Origin of the sequence: Sphingomonas sp. CFBP 13720, from assembly GCF_014842075.1 — a bacterium.
Taxonomy (GTDB): Bacteria; Pseudomonadota; Alphaproteobacteria; order Sphingomonadales; family Sphingomonadaceae; genus Sphingomonas.
The window spans coordinates 1-15,331 of the sequence record NZ_JACYVA010000013.1 but is presented as its reverse complement, the minus strand read 5'-3'; the positions used below and the strand labels follow the sequence as shown (position 1 = coordinate 15,331).

The following is a 15,331-nucleotide window of genomic DNA, read 5'->3' as shown; positions in this document are numbered from 1 at the left end:
TGGTTACTGCTAGGCGGCGTCGGCCCAGCCCGCAAGTTCGCGCAGTATAATATTGCGCAACATTTTGTTGCCGACCGGCTCTGCGTTCAGACAGGGCAGGTAGGCGAAATCGGTCCCACCCGCCTCCATGAAGCTCTCGCGTCCACGGATCGACAGTTCCTCCAGCGTCTCCAGACAATCAGCGGAAAAGCCCGGCGCGAAGATGGCGATGCGTCGCTTGCCCGCCTTCGCCAGTTCGACCAGCGTGTCGTCGGTCGCCGGCCCCAGCCATTTGGCGGGGCCGAACCGCGACTGGAACGCCACCGTCAGTGGACGACCGAGCGCCTCCTGCACCAGCCGCGCGGTCTTCTGGCAGTGACAATGATACGGGTCGCCCAGCGCCAGCGTTCGTTTCGGCATGCCGTGAAAACTGGCGACGATCGCATCGGGTTCGAAATCCAGCCGATCCAGATCCTCGCGCAGCGTCTGAGCCAGTGCATCGATATAGAGCGGATCGTCGTAATAGGGCGGCAGGGTGCGGATCGCGGGCTGCCAGCGCAACGTCGCCAGATGCGCGAATGCCTTGTCGTTCGCGGTGGCGGTCGTCGCCGCGCAATATTGCGGATAGAGCGGCGCGAGCAGGATGCGGTCGCACCCGGCGGCGCGCATTGCGTCGATCCGCGTCGCGATCGACGGATTGCCGTACCGCATGGCCCAGTCGACCATGACGCCTTCGCCGAACGCGCCCTGCATCGCATCCGATTGCGCACGGGTGATCGCAGCAAGCGGCGAACCGCGATCGCTCCACACCTGTCGATAGGCATGGGCGGACTTTTTCGGACGCGTATTCAATATGATACCGCGCAATACCGGCTGCCACGCGATGGCCGGCAGTTCGACCACGCGCCGATCGGACAGGAATTCCTTCAGATATCGCCGCACCGAACGGGGCGACGGATCGTCGGGCGTACCGAGGTTCATGAGCAGCACGCCGATGCGGCGCGGCGGAATGACGGGGTGAGTCGCGGGACGGTCCATATGTTCGCTTAACGCGTGTTGCGGGAAAATGGGCAAACGGGTTTTGGATCGAGGTTCATGCGACGGCGCGAAGCGGCGAAGAGCAGGAAAGGTTGGTTCGCGCGGAGGCGCGGAGGCGCGGAGAGGGATACGCTTGGCGGACCGTCTCGCGCAGCAAGACTCCTGATCCTGCTTCGTCATGAACCGGACGGATCGCATACGCGATCGGCTTTCGGGAACACCCCTTCTCTGCGCCTCCGCGCCTGCGCGCGAACCAACCTTCTGCTGCCTCTTCGCGCCTTCGCGTGAACCCGACCCGACCTACCCGAGCAGCGGCAACGACCGATAGCGCCGGCCCGTCGCGGCATGCAGCGCGTTGGCGATGGCGGGTGCGACCACCGGCACCGCCAGTTCGCTGACCCCGCCCGGATCGGCATCCGACCCGATCAGTTCGATCATGATCTCGGGCGTGTCGGCCAGCCGTGGCAGGTTCAGCCCGGCGAACCCCCGCACGCGCGGCAGGTTCTGGTCGAAGCCGGTCGATGCGCCGGTCGCGGCGGCCATGCCGAAGATCAGCCCGCCCTCGATCTGCTGGCGGACCAGTTCGGGGTTGATGACCCGGCCGCAATCGACCGCGACGACCAGCCGGTCGACCTTCACCCGCCGGTCGGTGCCGATATGCGCTTCTGCCATGCATGCGATCGCCGATCCGCGCATGCGGTGGCACGCGATGCCCTGTGCGCTGCCGGGCACGCCGCCCTGCCACCCGCCCATCGTCGCCACGGTCGACAGGCACCGTGCCAGCCGGACGTCGCCGCCCAGCATCGCGATGCGGAACGAATGCGCCTCCATCCCGGCGAACCCGGCCAGTTCGTCGAGGAAACATTCGGTGAAGAACGCGGCATAGCTGTGCGCGCCCGATCGCCACCATCCGGCGGGCAGGCCCAGTTCGGCGGGATGATGATCGACCGCGACGTTCGGGATGCCATAGGCCGGCACCGCCCCCTCCGTCGCCAGCGCGTCGCCCCGGCTGCCGGGCAGCGCCATCGACAGCGACGCCGCGATATCGTCCCCCAGCAACCGCCGCGCCAGATCGCGCCCGGTGCGCGGCGCGGCGATCCGCGCATGCCAGCCGGTGATCGTGCCGCCGCGCCCGACCCGCGCGGTCATCCGCGCGGCGGCGGGTGCGCGATAGCGGTCGGCAAGGCAATCCTCGCCACGCGACCAGCTCAGTTGCACCGGCCGGTCGAGCCGCCGGGCCAGCACCGCCACCTGTTCGGCGGCGCGATGGTCGAGGTTCGCGCCGAACGATCCGCCCGCGATCGTCGGGTGCAGGATCACCCGATCCTCGCCGATGCCCAGCGCGCGGGCGGCGACGGCACGCGCCAGCGCCGGGGCCTGCGTCGGCATCCACAGCGTCAGCCGCCCGTCGCGCCATTCGGCGGTGGCGCAGGTCGGCTCGATCGCGGCATGCAGCGCCGCGCCGACGCGATAGGTCGCGGTCTGCGTCCGCGCGCCCGCGAACGCCGCCACGATGTCGCCGGCATCGTGCACCCGCGCACCCTCACCCGCCAACGCATCGTCCAGCGCGGCGGCGATCGAGCGGTCGTCGACCAGCCCGTGCGTTTCGAAGCGCGGCGCCATCGCATCGACCGCGCGGTTCGCCGCCCACCATGTCGAACCGACCGCCGCGACCCAGCCGTCGTTCTCGATCACCGCGACGATGCCGGGGATCGCCCTTGCCGCCGGAATGTCCACGCCGACCAGCCGGGTATCGCCGATCGGCCCCTGCCGGATCGAGGCGAAGACCATTCCCGGCCGGCGGATATCGGCGGCGAACAGCGCGCTGCCGTCGACCTTGGCCGGCGCGTCGGTGCGGGGCAGCGATTCGCCGGTCAGCCGCTTTTCGTCGCCCATCCGCAGCGGCAATTCGCCACCGGGCAGGCTTTCGGCCGCCGCGCGTTCGGCAAGGACGCCGAAGCGTTCGCGCCGGTCGCCCATCACGACGAACCCGTCGGCGGTGCCGCAACTGCGCCAGTCGCCGTCCCATGCACGCGCCGCCGCCTTGCACAACAGCACCCGCGCCGCCGCGCCCGCCGTGCGCAGTGCGCCTTCGAACTGGCGGATCGACGTCGACCCACCGGTCAGCATCAGCACCGTCCGCTGCGCATGCGCCGCGCGCGTCGATGCCGGCAACAGTGCCAGCGCGTCACCGAACAGGATGCCGGCGGCCAGCGGGTTGGCATAGAGCGGGTTGATCGGCGCGGCCTCTACCGCGACGGTGCGCCAGTCGGCGCCCAGTTCGTCGGCCACGATCTGCGGCAACGCGGTATAGACGCCCTGCCCATGTTCGGATTGCGGCACCGCGACCGTTACCTGCCCGTCCGCACCGATCTTCAGATACGGGCCGAACACGCTTTCCCCCTCTGCCACCGCGAGGTTGACGCCGTAGCGGCGCGGCCACAGCCCCCATGCGACGACCAGCCCGACGCCGGCCCCGCCGCCGATCAGCAACTGGCGACGATGGATCGTGGGGCGAGGGATGGATACCATGACGCGGGGTGTAGAGCGGTTGCGGTAGCAGGGAAACCGGTGAGTCCGTCCCGCAACGCGTGGCCGCACGAGTTTAGGCAAGGTACGCCCCCCGACTCCACCGGCTATCCGGGCGGAACGGAACACGATGCCGTCGGCGTATTGTCGACCGGACCGGGAACGCCCGGCCAGCGATACGTCGAGGGGTCCGCCCGACCCGACGCCTGCCCGCTTCGCCGCCCAAGCGAAGCCGATCGGCCGACACCTGCGCCCGGACTGTTCCGCCCGGATGAGGTCGGACGATGTCCGTACGCCAACGCGCGCGGCAGCCGGGTTCGGGGGACGACCATGGACGGGAGGCTGGCGCGATCGACGGGGGTACTGGGCCGGCAGGATGGTCGATCGCCGGTTCGCGACGATCCCCTTCCCAAGCCATGGAGGATCGGTGGTTTCCCTTCCCCGTCAACCCCGGTATCAGGCCGCGACACAGCCGGAGCGTTGCCTTGATCCTTTCCACTCTTGCCGTCGCCGCCGGGGATGTCGGCATGGCCGCCGGCCATATCCGCTATGTCGACCTGCCGCTCGATCCGGTCGCGCTGAACCTCGGCTTCTTCCAGCTCAAATGGTATTCGCTGGCCTATATCGGCGGCATCCTCGCGGGCTGGTGGTATCTGCTGAAGCTGCTGGATCAGCCGGGTGCGCCGATGGCGCGGCGGCATGCCGACGATTTCGTCTTCTACGCGACGCTGGGCATCATTCTGGGCGGCCGCATCGGCTATGTCCTGTTTTATGCGCCCGAAATGCTGACCGATCCGATCAAGATCCTGCGGCTGTGGGATGGCGGCATGTCGTTCCATGGCGGCATGGTCGGGCTGATCCTCGGCATCGCGTGGCTGGCGCGCAAGCACGGGCTGAACACCTTGCGCGTCTGCGACTATGTCGCGTGCGTCGCACCCATCGGCCAGTGTTTCGGGCGGATCGCCAACTTCATCAACGGCGAATTGTGGGGCAAGCCCAGCGACGCGCCATGGGCGATCGTGTTTCCGCGCACCGTCGTCGGCGGCATCGATCCCGCGCGCCACCCCAGCCAGCTGTACGAGGCGCTGGGCGAAGGATTGCTGCTGTTCCTGCTGCTGTCGTTCCTGTTCTGGCGCACCGATGCGCGGTACAAGCCCGGCTTCCTGCTCGGCACCGGCCTCGCCGGGTTCGGCGTCGCGCGGTTCGTGATCGAATTCTGGCGCGAACCCGATTCGCAGCTGGTCGAATTCGCGCAGCGCACCGGGCTGCACATGGGCCAGTGGCTGACGTTGCCGATGATCGCGGGCGGCCTGTACCTGATCGCGACCGCGAAGGGCCGTCGCGTGCGCGTCGAACCGATCGCGGGCAAGGACAGCGTGGCGTGACCGGGGGGATCGTTCGTTGAGCCTTGCCGACCGTCTGGCGCGCGCCATCACGCTGGCGGGACCGATCAGCCTCGCGCAGTTCATGGGCGCGGCCAACGCGCATTATTACGCGACGCGCGATCCATTGGGCGCGCGCGGCGATTTCACCACCGCGCCCGAAATCAGCCAGATGTTCGGCGAGCTGATCGGCCTTGGCCTCGCCGACCTGTGGGACCGGGCCGGACGCCCCGACGCGCGCTATGTCGAATTCGGACCCGGCCGAGGCACGCTGGCCGCCGATGCGTTGCGATCGATGGCGGCGGCAGGGTGCACGCCGCCGGTCCATTTCGTCGAAACGTCGCCGACGCTGCGTGAGCAACAGGCGGCGCGCGTGCCGCACGCGCAATGGGCGGTCGACCTGGTCGGCATTCCCGAGGACGGCGCGCTGCTGGTCGTCGCGAACGAATTCTTCGACGCGCTGCCGATCCGGCAACTGGTCCGAACGGCGGACGGGTGGCGCGAACGGCTGGTGGCGTGTCAGGACACGCTGTTCCTGCCGATCGTCGGCGATCGGGGCTTCGACCCGATCATCCCGCCGCACCTGCGAGACGCGCCCGTCGGGTCGGTGCTGGAAACCGCCCCCGCCGCCGTCGCCATCATGCGCGGGCTGGCGCGGCGGATCGTGGCGCAGGGCGGCTGCGCGATCGTCATCGATTACGGCTATGCCGGTCCGGCGATCGGTGACACGCTGCAGGCGGTGCGCGGCCATGATTTCGTCAATCCCTATGACGATCCGGGCGAACAGGATCTGACCGCGCATGTCGATCTGGCGACGCTGGCCGAAGCGGCGCGGGCCGAGGATGCGGTGGCGCATGGCCCGGTCGATCAGGGGGCGCTGCTGACCGCGCTGGGCATCGACGCGCGCACGGCGGCGCTGGCGAAGGCCCGTCCCGAACGCGCCGACGGCCTGCGCACCGATCGCGACCGGCTGGTCGAAGCCGATCAGATGGGAACGCTGTTCAAGGCGATCGCGATCACCGCCCCCGGATGGCCGGTGCCGGCGGGGTTCGCATGACTCCGGTGCTACGCCCCGCCGTGCCGACCGATGCCGCGACGCTGTCCGCCATTGGTGCCGCCACGTTCGTCGAGACGTTCGGCCACCTCTATGCACCGGCCGATCTGGATGCGTTCCTGCGCAACCATACGGTCGAACGCTGGGTCGACGAGCTGGCCGACCCGCGCTTTGCCGTCCTGCTGGCGATGGCCGGGGACGAGGCGGCGGGCTTTGCCAAGCTGGGACCGCCGTCGCTGCCGGTGACGCATGGGCCGCGATCGATCGAGTTGCGCCAATTCTATATCCGGTCGCCGTGGCACGGCACCGGCCTCGCGGTCGCAATGATAACACAGGTGCTGGTGACGGCGCGTGCGCGCGGCGCGGACGAACTGTATCTGTCGGTATTCATCGACAATCCCCGCGCACGGCGCTTTTACGAACGGCACGGCTTCGAACGCGTCGGGCGATATGTATTCATGGTCGGCGACCATGAGGACGAGGACGATATCATGCGGCTGGCGCTGTGACGGTGGAAGTGGTTCGCGCCGACGCGCTGTCGGGGGTGCCGCACGGCTTCCTGGGGCGGCGCGGCGGCGTGTCGCAGGGCGTGGTCGCCGGGCTGAACGTCGGGCTGGGATCGGCGGACGATCCGGTGGCAGTGGCGGAAAACCGGCGGCGCGCGGGCGATGCGGTGCTGCCGGGCGCGGCGCTGTGCGGGCTGTTCCAGATCCATTCGGCGTCGGTGGTGCGCGTGCTGACCGCGTTCCGCGACGACGACCGGCCACGCGGCGATGCGATGGTGACCGACCGGCCTGGCATCCTGCTGGGCATCGTCACCGCCGATTGCGCGCCGGTGCTGTTCGCCGACATGGCCGCCGGGGTGATCGGCGCGGCGCATGCGGGGTGGAAAGGCGCGCTGGACGGCGTGACCGACGCCACGATCGCACAGATGGAGACGCTGGGCGCGCAGGCCGGACGCATCGTCGCCGCGATCGGCCCGTGCATCGCGCGCGCCAGTTACGAAGTCGACATGACCTTCGTCGAACGCTTCGCCGCCGCCGATCCCGCCAACGAACGCTTCTTCGCCGAAAACCGCCCGGGCCATGCGCGCTTCGATCTGGAAGCCTATGTCGCGGCACGGCTGGCGGCGGCAGGCGTGCGGCGGGTCGAGGCGCTGGGGCTGGATACCTGTGCCGAACCCGACCGCTTCTTCAGCTATCGCCGCGCGACGCAGCGGGGCGAAGCGGATTACGGACGGCAATTGTCGGCGATCGGGCTGGCGGGGTAGCCGGGCCGGGACTGCGGGGTAGCGGGGTGAGGAGTTGCGCTGACACGTAAATCCACTCCGCCGCCCCCGCCTCCTGCGTCACCCCAGCGCAGGCTGGGGTCGGCCCGGGGCGGGCGAACCGCGTCACCGAACGAGACCCCAGCCTGCGCTGGGGTGACGACACCGGGATGGGTGATGAAATCGGGATGGGCTGACGGAACCGGGAATCGGCGACGCGGATCATCTCGTGCCGCCCGACCTACGCCAGCGCGGCATCCGTTGCGCCACAGGCAGCCCCCACCCGATCTGGTTTCTTTCGTAACTATCGCTACACTCCCCCAAAAATGGCGGAGAGAAACGATGACCGACGAAACCGAAGCCGACCTGACCGGCGTTCCACTGCGTCGCCGGCCCAAGCCGTCGGTCGATACCGTCGGCGGGCGCAAGCTGAAGGCCGCGACGCTGATGATGGGGCATGGCTATGACCCCGTGCTGTCCGAAGGATCGCTGAAACCCCCGATCTTCGCCACGTCGACCTATGTCTTTCCCAACGCTGCGGCGGGCAAGCGGCATTTCGAGGGCGTGACCGGCAAGCGCCCCGGCGGGGCCGAAGGGCTGGTCTATTCTCGCTTCAACGGTCCCAATCAGGAAATTCTCGAAGACCGGCTGGGCGTTTGGGAAGAGGCGGAGGACGCGCTGGTGTTCTCCAGCGGCATGTCGGCCATCGCGACGCTGTTCCTTAGCATGGTCCAGCCGGGCGATACGATCGTTCATTCGGGACCGCTCTATGCCGCCACCGAAACGCTGATCGGGCGCGTGCTGGGCCGGTTCGGGGTCAAGTATCTCGACTTTCCGGCGGGTGCGACGCAGCCGGAAATCGAGGCGGTGCTACGGGCGGCGGACGGTCGCGTGCCGTTGATCTATCTGGAAAGCCCGGCCAATCCCACCAACGCACTGGTCGATATTGAAGCCGTCGCCGCCGCGCGCGACGCCGTGTTCGGCACGGACGGCGAGACGCCGCCGATCGCGATCGACAACACCTTTCTCGGGCCGTTGTGGCAGCAGCCGCTGCGCCACGGTGCCGATCTGGTCGTGTATTCGCTGACCAAATATGCGGGCGGTCATTCCGATCTGGTGGCGGGCGGCGTTCTAGGGTCGAAGGCGCACATCAACACCATCCGGTCGATGCGCAACACGATCGGCACGATCTGCGACCCCAATACGGCGTGGATGCTGTTGCGCAGCCTCGAAACGCTCGAACTGCGCATGAGCCGCGCGGGCGAGAATGCGGCCAAGGTCTGCGCGTTCCTCAAGGACCATCCGAAGGTCGAACGCGTCGGCTATCTCGGCTTTCTCGAAACCGCCGAAGGCATGGCGCGGCAGGCCGACATCTATCGCCGCCACTGCACCGGAGGCGGGTCGACATTCTCGCTCTACCTCAAGGGCGGCGAGAAGGAGGCGTTCGCGTTCCTCGACGCGCTGGTCATCGCGAAACTCGCCGTCAGCCTCGGCGGGACCGAGACGCTGGCCAGCCATCCCGCCGGTATGACGCACCTGTCGGTGCCCGATGCGCGCAAGGCGGCGCTGGGCATCACCGACAATCTGGTGCGCATTTCGATCGGGGTCGAGGATGCCGACGACCTGATCGCCGATTTCCGGCAGGCGCTCGACGGGGTGTAGCTTCCTACGCCCCGCCGATCCCCTCGACGACCTTGCCGGTGCCTCCGCAATTGGCGCATTGACTGTCGTCGATCCGGCCGCTGCCGTTACAGACCGGGCAAAGATCCTCGCCCGTGCCGGGGGTGCCCGGGGCAGCGTCGTCGCCGGGGTTGGTCGTGTCGGTCATCATCACTCTCCTGTCCACGCGGCGACAACGGTCGACAGCGGCGGCAGGGTCCGGCAATAGGCACGGCCCATGGCTCCTCGCTTCGCATTCCAGATATCCGCCACTTCCGGTCGCGCGCGTACCGGCACGATCACCATGCAGCGCGGCGTCATCCGCACGCCCGCGTTCATGCCGGTAGGCACCGCCGCGACGGTCAAGGCGGTCAAGCCGCAGGACGTGCGTGCCAGCGGGGCGGACATCCTGCTGGGCAATACCTATCACCTGATGCTGCGTCCCAGTGCGGAACGCGTCGCGCGGCTCGGCGGGTTGCATGCGTTCATGGGGTGGGACCGCCCGATCCTGACCGACAGCGGCGGGTATCAGGTGATGAGCCTGTCCGAACTGACCAAACGGTCGGAGGACGGGGTCGAATTCAAGAGCCATCTGGACGGCACCCGCCACCTGATGAGTCCCGAACGGTCGATGGAAATCCAGCGACTGCTCGGTTCGGATATCGTCATGGCGTTCGACGAACTGGTGCCGACCACGGCGACGCGCGAGGTGCAGGCGGCGGCGATGGAGCGGTCGATGCGCTGGGCACGCCGCAGCCGCGCGGGGTTCGATTCGGGCGGCGCCCATGCCGAACGCGCCGCGCTGTTCGGTATCCAGCAGGGGGCGCTGGACGAACGGCTGCGCAAGGCGTCGGCCGATGCGCTGATCGATATCGGGTTCGACGGCTATGCCGTGGGTGGCCTCGCGGTGGGCGAGGGGCAGGAGGCGATGTTCGGCGTGCTCGATTACGCGCCGGGGCAGTTGCCCGAAACCAGCCCGCGCTATCTGATGGGCGTCGGCAAGCCCGACGATATCGTCGGCGCGGTCGAACGCGGCATCGACATGTTCGATTGCGTGCTGCCGACCCGGTCGGGCCGCACCGGACAGGCGTTTACGCGCACCGGACCGATCAACATCCGCAACGCGAAATTCGCCGAGGATCTGGGGCCGCTCGACCCCGACTGCGCCTGTCCCACCTGCCACGGCTTCCATCGCGCCTATCTGCACCACCTCGTCCGCGCGGGCGAAATACTGGGCGCGATGCTGATGACCGAACATAATCTGTATTTCTATCAGGCGTTGATGGCGGACCTGCGCATGGCGATCGGCAACGATACGCTGGGTGTTTTCGCCGACGATTTCAGGGCACGCTACACCGCGCACAAGCGTTGAGCGGGCCGAAGGAGAGGATGACCATGACCGACCAGCCCGTATTGAACGAGGTCGCCGCCGCCGCACGCGACGCCAAGCGCGTCGCCGACGCCGCTGCCGACACCAGCCAGCCCGCCCGTCCGCAGAAATGGCCGCTGGTGCCGATCGGCATCGGCGTGGGCATCGGATCGGCCGCGCTGGCCGCCGCGATGCTGTATGCCAATGCCGAGCGCCGCAAGCGCTAGGCGACCGGCGGCGTTCGTTCTTCCGGTGTACCGCCGGAGCACGGACGCCGCCGCCCGTTGACACCCGCCCCGCCATACGCCCAAGTCTCCGCAGTTTCCGACCGGAGGTTCTTCATGCGTTTCGGCCTTGCGCTGCTGCTTACGACTGCCCTGCTCGCTCCCGTCGCGGCGGTGGCACAGCCCGCGCCTGCCGCGCCCGCCGCACCGGTGCCGCCGATCGCCTATACCGAACGCACGCTCGCCAACGGACTGCGCGTCTATGCGGTGCGCGATACGTCCACCGCCAACGTGTCGGTCCAGGTGTGGTACGATGTCGGGTCGAAGGACGATCCCGCCGGCCGGTCGGGCTTCGCGCACATGTTCGAACATCTGATGTTCAAGGCGACGCGCAATCTGGTGCCCGAACAGGTCGACCGGCTGACCGAGGATGTCGGCGGATACAATAACGCGTCGACCGCCGACGACTATACCAACTATTACGAGATGGTCCCCGCCAACCACCTCGAACGGTTGCTGTTTGCGGAAGCGGACCGGATGGCGACGCTGGTCGTCGACCCCGCGACCTTCGCGTCCGAACGCGACGTGGTGAAGGAAGAACTGCGCAACCGCGTGCTGGCGCAGCCGTACGGCAAGCTGTTCGGATTATACTATCCGATGCTCTCCTACACCCGCCACCCCTATGCCCGCCCCGGCATCGGATCGATCGCGGATCTGGACGCCGCGACGATCGACGATATCCGCGCGTTCCACGCGACCTATTACCGGCCGGACAATGCCGTGCTGGTCGTGGCGGGCAATTTCGATCCGGCGCAGCTGACACGCTGGGTCGACCGGTATTTCGCACCGATCGCAAAACCCGATCGTCCGATCCCGCGCGTGTCCGTGACCGAACCGGTTCGTACCGCTGCCGTGACGAAGACGGTGTACGAAGCCAACACGCCCCTGCCCGCGATCCTCATCAGCTATCCGCTGCCCCCCGCCGGTCATCCCGATCAGGCCGCGCTGTCGGTGCTGACCGCGATCCTATCTGGCGGCGACAATTCGCGGTTGCATCAAAGCCTCGTCTATCGCGACCAGATCGCGCAGGACGTAGGCGTGTCGGCGGAGGACAAGCAGGGGCCGGGCACGCTCGCGCTGTATGCGATCCTTGCGGGCGGCAAGGAGGTAGCGGACGGCGAAGCCGCGTTGCGCCGCGAGATCGCGACGATCGCCGCCACGCCGCCCGCCGCCACCGAACTGACCGAGGCGAAGAACGAGATCACCACCGCCGCGCTGCTCGCTCGCGAAACGGCGGAGGGCAAGGGCATGGCGCTGGCCGAGGGGGTGATCGTCGAACGCGATCCCGCCGCGTCCGACAAATCGCTGGCGGCGATCGCGCGGGTGACCGCCGCCGACGTGCAGCGCGTCGCACGTACGTGGCTGACCGACAGCCGGTCCGCCGCGATCCGATATTTGCCCGACAGCATGAAGCCGGCCGGGGCGGCCGGCGATACGATCGCGATCGCATCGACCGTCGTCGCGGCGCCATTGGCCGTACCCGCCGGGATCACGGTCCATACGCCGGCAACCGCCGCACAACGCGTCCAGCCGCCCGCGCCGGCAGCGCCCGTCGACGTGACCCTGCCGGTGCCGGTCGAACGCCGCCTGGCCAACGGCATGCGCGTCGTGCTGGTCGAAAAGCGTGGGGTGCCGATCGTTACCGCCGCGTTGGTCGCAGGCGGCGGGGCAGTCGCCGATCCATTGGGTCGCGAAGGCGTCGGCGAACTGTCCGCCGGTCTGCTGACGCAGGGGACGAAGACGCGCTCGGCAACCGAAATCGCACGGGCGATCGAATCGCTGGGTGGCAGTATCGGCAGCGGCGCGGGCTGGGATTCACAAAGCGTGACGCTTACCGTCGGATCGGCACAGGCGGCACCGGCACTGGGCATCCTTGCCGACGTGGCGCGGAACCCGGTGTTCGCACAGGAAGAGATCGACCGGTTGCGCACCCGCACCATCGATGGCGTGGCAGTGGCGATGACCGATCCGGGTCAACTCGCCGGACTGGTCGCAGACCGGGCAGTGTTCGGGGGATCGCCCTATGGCCATCCCGCCAGTGGTACGCCGACGACGCTGAAGGCGATCACGCGCGACGATGTGCTGACGGCGTATCGTCGTGGCTGGCAACCGGATCAGGCGACGCTGGTGCTGGTCGGCGACCTGACGGCGGATGCCGGCATGGCGCTGGCGACGCGACTGTTCGGCGACTGGACGGGGCAGCGCGGCACACCCGCCGCGCCCGCCCCGGTCGTCGCGACACCGAAGCCACGGGTCATCGTGGTCGACATGCCGGGTGCCGGACAGGCGGGCGTGGTCGTCGCCCGCCCCGGCATCGCGCGCGACGATCCGTCCTACTTCCCGGCCGCCGTCGCCAACGCCACGTTGGGCGTCGGCTTTTCGTCGCGGCTGAACCAGGAAATCCGCATCAAGCGCGGGCTGGCCTATGGCGCGCGATCAGAACTGGACGCCCGGCGGACGGGCGGCGCTATCGGCGCATCGACGCAGACAAAAAACCCGTCCGCGCCCGAAGTGGTGAAGATCATTACCGACGAACTGCGCCGGCTGGGCAGCGAGCCCGCGCCGGTGGCGGAGCTGGCGACGCGCAAGGCGGTGCTGGCGGGCAATTTCGGGCGGACCATCGAACGCACCAGCGGCATTGCGGGAACGATCGCGACCTATGTCGCCAACGGCGTGCCGGTCGCACGGATCGCGACCTTCCTGCCGTCGATCGAAGCGGTCGATCCGACGGCGGTGCAGGCAGCGGCTGCAAGATCGATGGACCCGGCGGCGGCAAGCATCGTCGTGGTCGGCGATGCGAAGCAGTTCGTCGAACCGCTGCGCGCGGCCTATCCCGGGCTGGTGGTGATTCCGGCGACGGGGGTAGATCTGGGCCGCGCCGATCTGGGGGTGAAGTAACGGCAGTGGTGACCCACGGCCGGCGTTAACGCCGGCTGCTGTCGTTCCGGTGTGAGACACCGCAATATCGCCCGCGCGCGGACGTGGTGAATCGGGTAGGGCGCATGGCATGGCGCTGTTCGCGAACCTGTCCCGTTCGACACGGTTGACCGTTGGTCTGGCCGTGCCGCTGCTGGGCGCGTTCGCGGCGCATGCGGGAATTGCGTCGGTGGACCAGCGTGTCACTCCGTCGCCGCCGCCGGTTGCGGCCACGGGATACGAAGCGGACGATCATTTCCCGGGGGCGGCGCTGTTGCTCGCCGCTGAACCCATGTCGCGTGGAACGACGGGCACCGCACCGCTTCCCCCGTTGCCGGCGATGGCGCGCCTTGCCGACGTTACCGCGACCGACGGGTCGGTCGTGCCTGCCCTGTCGTTCCAGGCGCGCGGATCGGCGCTCGACCGGGCGCGGGCGCTGCGGTGCCTGACCGACGCGGTCTATTACGAAGCGGCGAACGAACCCGATGCGGGACAGCGGGCGGTGGCACAGGTCGTACTGAACCGCGTACGGCATCCGGCCTTCCCTGCGACGGTGTGTGGGGTGGTGTTTCAGGGGGCGGACTTGCCCGTTTGCCAGTTCAGCTTTGCGTGCGACGGCGCGATGGGGCGGGCGCGGGCCCCGGCGGCGTGGAACCGGGCGCGGCGGGTCGCGGCGCGGGCGCTGGCGGGCGAGGTGTTCGCGCCGGTCGGCCTCGCGACGCATTATCATACCTATGCCGTGACCCCGACGTGGAACCGGACGCTGGTGATGACCGGCGCGTTCGGGGCGCATTTCTTCCATCGGTGGAAGGGATGGTGGGGCACCCCCGCCGCGTTCCGCGATCGCTATGCTGGTGGGGAACCACGACCGGGCGCGGGACCGGCGGAGGCGGTGCTGCCGGTCGTGAACCCGGTGGTGGGGGCAACGGCGACCCTGGCAGCAGCCCCGGCCCTCGTTCACGAGAGCGTGCCCTCGCCAGCGGCGACGCCCGCGTCTCCGACCCTGCCCGAGTCGCAGATTCTCGACCGGTGGAAGGATAGCGGGCAACCGTTGCGATGATAGCAAGGTCGGGAGCGTTCGGCAGGACCGGGTGCGCGCAATGGGCTGCCTTCCCCGTCCTGCAAACGCTTTCCGGCTTCGCCCGTCATCATTCCGTACGCGGGGCCGCGAGTATCGGCCCGCGAAAACGCAATTCTGTCAGCGGGGATGCCTCCGCCACCGATCCTGTCCGAAACGCAGATCCGCGACCGTTGGCAGGATAGCGGTCAACCGTTGCAATGATCGCGCGGTCGGGGGCGTTCGGTGAAAACCGGGCTACCCTTCCCGCCGTGGTAGCGCCATGCCGCCGGCTTTTTAGCCTCGCCTGCGTTGGTCCCGCACGCTTGGCTGTGGATATCAACGTCGGCAGCATAGAGCCATTCAGGCGAAGTTGCTGGAGCAGGGGTTGTGCGCGGCATGCGGATCGGCGGCGCCGCGTGCCCCCGTCGCTTGCGCGGTGCATCAGCGGCAGATTCACTGCGGTAGGGCGCAGTTGGCGGGGCGTTAACGATGCTTCCCGAAGAGCCGCGTCACTGTCAGCGCCCGTTGGTCAAGATACGGGTGCATGCGTTGTTCGGGCGACTGGCAGCGAAGTGTACTTGCTGTCTGGCCGAGGACGTTAGCTGATTGGAAACTGCTATCCCAGCAGCAGCATCTGGGGCGACACAGCTTCGGTGTCGGCGGCAACGAATAGCTGCGTCAACATCAGCGTCGGTAGCAGGATCGCTCCACATGAACGTCAACCAGAACTAGGACGGATCGACATTCAGCGCGACGGCGGCGGCCACCTGCACGACCGCCACCCTCACCCTGTT

At 68.4% G+C, this 15,331-nt stretch carries 12 protein-coding genes; 9 read left to right on the top strand and 3 right to left on the bottom strand.

What is annotated here, in order from left to right; genetic code table 11:
* Positions 1 to 9: 9 nt before the first annotated feature.
* Both hemH and IFT55_RS16450 read right to left on the bottom strand, forming a co-directional pair.
* Entirely contained in the window at positions 10 to 1,017 is a 1,008-nt protein-coding gene (hemH, locus tag IFT55_RS16455) for a ferrochelatase (protein ID WP_192093440.1), read from the bottom strand.
* A 300-nt stretch (positions 1,018 to 1,317) separates the two neighbouring features.
* A complete protein-coding gene (locus tag IFT55_RS16450) occupies positions 1,318 to 3,549 on the bottom strand; it encodes a xanthine dehydrogenase family protein molybdopterin-binding subunit (RefSeq protein WP_192093439.1) in 2,232 nt (743 codons plus the stop codon).
* Between the two features lie 524 nt (positions 3,550 to 4,073).
* Here IFT55_RS16450 and lgt point away from each other — a divergent pair.
* From lgt to IFT55_RS16425, 5 genes are all read left to right on the top strand, one after another.
* Positions 4,074 to 4,931, top strand: coding sequence for a prolipoprotein diacylglyceryl transferase (lgt, locus tag IFT55_RS16445; RefSeq protein ID WP_192093460.1), 858 nt, complete (start codon positions 4,074 to 4,076; stop codon positions 4,929 to 4,931).
* Positions 4,932 to 4,947: 16 nt separating this feature from the next.
* Positions 4,948 to 5,985, top strand: coding sequence for a class I SAM-dependent methyltransferase (locus IFT55_RS16440; protein WP_249403893.1), 1,038 nt, complete (start codon positions 4,948 to 4,950; stop codon positions 5,983 to 5,985).
* The gene (locus IFT55_RS16435; protein ID WP_192093438.1) at positions 5,982 to 6,491 is read left to right on the top strand and encodes a GNAT family N-acetyltransferase; all 510 of its coding nucleotides are present in this window, start codon (positions 5,982 to 5,984) and stop codon (positions 6,489 to 6,491) included. The genes IFT55_RS16440 and IFT55_RS16435 overlap by 4 nt, the downstream gene beginning before the upstream one ends.
* Before the next feature lie 2 nt (positions 6,492 to 6,493).
* Positions 6,494 to 7,252: a peptidoglycan editing factor PgeF gene (gene pgeF, locus IFT55_RS16430; protein ID WP_342029337.1), complete on the top strand. Its 759-nt coding sequence runs from the start codon at positions 6,494 to 6,496 to the stop codon at positions 7,250 to 7,252.
* A 339-nt stretch (positions 7,253 to 7,591) separates the two neighbouring features.
* Entirely contained in the window at positions 7,592 to 8,911 is a 1,320-nt protein-coding gene (locus IFT55_RS16425; protein WP_192093437.1) for a cystathionine gamma-synthase family protein, read from the top strand.
* Between the two features lie 4 nt (positions 8,912 to 8,915).
* Here IFT55_RS16425 and IFT55_RS16420 read toward each other — a convergent pair whose 3' ends face one another.
* On the bottom strand, positions 8,916 to 9,077 hold the full coding sequence (locus IFT55_RS16420) for a hypothetical protein (protein ID WP_192093436.1): 162 nt from the start codon (positions 9,075 to 9,077) through the stop codon (positions 8,916 to 8,918).
* A 69-nt stretch (positions 9,078 to 9,146) separates the two neighbouring features.
* Between IFT55_RS16420 and tgt the strand changes: the two genes are divergently transcribed.
* The 4 genes from tgt (at position 9,147) to IFT55_RS16400 (ending at position 14,537) form a co-directional block, all read left to right on the top strand.
* Positions 9,147 to 10,280 carry a tRNA guanosine(34) transglycosylase Tgt gene (gene tgt, locus IFT55_RS16415; RefSeq protein ID WP_192093435.1) on the top strand — a complete coding sequence of 378 codons (1,134 nt, stop codon included), beginning with the start codon at positions 9,147 to 9,149 and terminating at the stop codon, positions 10,278 to 10,280.
* Positions 10,281 to 10,303: 23 nt separating this feature from the next.
* Positions 10,304 to 10,504, top strand: coding sequence for a hypothetical protein (locus tag IFT55_RS16410; protein WP_192093434.1), 201 nt, complete (start codon positions 10,304 to 10,306; stop codon positions 10,502 to 10,504).
* Positions 10,505 to 10,618: 114 nt separating this feature from the next.
* Positions 10,619 to 13,459, top strand: coding sequence for a M16 family metallopeptidase (locus tag IFT55_RS16405; protein ID WP_192093433.1), 2,841 nt, complete (start codon positions 10,619 to 10,621; stop codon positions 13,457 to 13,459).
* Between the two features lie 109 nt (positions 13,460 to 13,568).
* Entirely contained in the window at positions 13,569 to 14,537 is a 969-nt protein-coding gene (locus IFT55_RS16400; RefSeq protein ID WP_192093432.1) for a cell wall hydrolase, read from the top strand.
* Positions 14,538 to 15,331 lie beyond the last annotated feature (794 nt).